This is a genomic window from Halobacillus sp. BBL2006 (assembly GCF_000786645.1).
Classification (GTDB): Bacteria; Bacillota; Bacilli; order Bacillales; family Halobacillaceae; genus Halobacillus.
The window spans coordinates 1-1,928 of record NZ_JRNX01000233.1 but is presented as its reverse complement, the minus strand read 5'-3'; the positions used below and the strand labels follow the sequence as shown (position 1 = coordinate 1,928).

At 40.9% G+C, this 1,928-nt stretch carries 2 protein-coding genes; one reads left to right on the top strand and one right to left on the bottom strand.

Going from position 1 to position 1,928, the window contains the following annotated elements; translation table 11 throughout:
- Positions 1 to 409 precede the first annotated feature (409 nt).
- Positions 410 to 895: an N-acetyltransferase gene (locus LD39_RS07870; RefSeq protein WP_081988379.1), complete on the bottom strand. Its 486-nt coding sequence runs from the start codon at positions 893 to 895 to the stop codon at positions 410 to 412.
- A 159-nt stretch (positions 896 to 1,054) separates the two neighbouring features.
- On the opposite strand from LD39_RS07870, the gene LD39_RS07865 reads away from it, so the two are divergent.
- Positions 1,055 to 1,928 (top strand): 2-dehydropantoate 2-reductase (locus LD39_RS07865; RefSeq protein ID WP_035544912.1); only part of this gene is annotated, 874 nt, incomplete at its 3' end.

The window sequence follows — 1,928 nt, the reverse complement described above, 5'->3', positions numbered from 1 at the left end:
GCTAGGAGTTGGAGCTAGACATGAAGCGAAAAGCGTAAACGACTGCCCAGCGACGAATGGACTGGACTGAGTCAGAGGAGATAAAGGAAACACGAGGAGCGGAGCGACTCGATGTTGACTTATCGTACGGAGACGAGGGAAGTCTCACGAGTCGCTAGGAGTTGGAGCTAGACATGAAGCGAAAAGCGTAAACGACTTTTAAAAGGCCAACTTAACGCCCTGACTTATATGATAACTACTTAACCAATTCTAATAGCTCCCTAACAAAGGGAAGAAGCGCCCTAACAAACGCAAATAGAACCCTAACTTGTCAGGCTAACGCCCTGATTAAAAAACAATTTATTTTAATTGAATTAGAAACATAGGAAAAGGCCACTACGCACTGTAGCGGCCTCATTCGTTTGGTTTTTTATGCGTTTACATCTCTTTCTTCTACGCCAGTCGGCATCCAAATCAAAGGATTCTCACCCAAGTCGCGTTCCACATCGTATTGAGCTTTCTGAAAGCCCATCTTTTCCCAAAAATCATGAGAATTAATTCGAGGATTGGTTTTTATTGGGAGATCGAAGCTTTTAGCGAATTCAACCAGTGCTTTACCGAAACCTTGCCCTCTATAGTCAGGAAGAACTTCCAGCTTCCATAGTTCTAAATAATCTTGAGGGGGTTGGAAATAATGATCATATTTGGCTTGCACGCGGTATAGACTCATGCGGGCAACTAAAGCGCTTCCATAGTAGACACCGAAAAAAGGTGATTCGCTGTCATTCTCTACGATATTGCTTTCAAGATCTTCGAGCATTGCCAGCTCCTGGTTTCCATATTCTTTGAATCGTTTGAACTCCTCAAGCGTTTTATAATTGACCAGTAGTGGTTGGACTTTAGTAGTGGTCATCATTAAAGATTCCCCTTTCTAATATCTTTATCTCTCTTCATTATAATATAAAAATTTTCAGAATGAAATAAACAATTCTTGCATTGACAAAATCTGACTGCCATCCCCAAAAAGACTCTGCTACAATAGGAAAAAAGATATTGAACGAAATGAGGGAATACAATGAATATTGGTATTATCGGCGCCGGTTCGATAGGGATTCTGATGGCCGCTTATCTTGGGAGAGATCATAAGGTTGATGTTTACGTAAGAAGGGAGGAGCAGAAAGATAAGTTAAATAAGCTGGGGGTCTCTTGTGATGCCATAGATCAACCCGTGTCTATTCAGGCTCATTTATTAGAACAGCATAACTTAGGAGCTCATGATTTATTGATCGTAACAGTCAAGCAGAACCACATTGCATCCATATTGGAGAAGAAGCTGCCTGACTACACCCCTCTATTATTCCTGCAAAATGGAATGGGACATGTCGATCAATTACTTGATCATCCAAATCCTGTATTGGTCGGTGTTGTTGAACATGGTGCTCTTAAACAGAATGACAACCAAGTTCTTCATACGGGCCAAGGGAGCGTGAAGATTGCGAGTGTCAACAGTGAGGACAATCTAAAAGCCATCATAAACGAACTAAATCGTAAAGATTTCCCGTTTTTTTATCATACGAATTATTACGAAATGTTGACTTCGAAGCTTATCGTCAACGCTGTCATTAATCCTCTGACTGGTTTATTTCAAGTTAAAAACGGGATGATTGTAAGCAACCCCCACATAAAGCAAATTGCCAAACAGGTGTGTAGAGAAGCTTGCCAATCACTGGAGCGATCATTTGAAATAGATTGGAAAAGAGTACTTACTATTGCTGAAGCAACATCTGAGAATCAATCTTCGATGTTTAAGGATCTTTTGGAAGGAAAAGAGACAGAGATTGATGCGATTAGTGGATATATTTTACAGAAGAGTCCTGTCCACCTTCCTTATCATGAGTTCCTTGTTCAAGCGATCCATGCCCTTGAAAAAGAGAGGGAGGTGAACTTAC

Bases quoted from the DNA above. Each gene is read 5' to 3' on its own strand.
- LD39_RS07870 (WP_081988379.1), bottom strand. From the start codon at position 895: ATGATGACCACTACTAAAGTCCAACCACTACTGGTCAATTATAAAACG.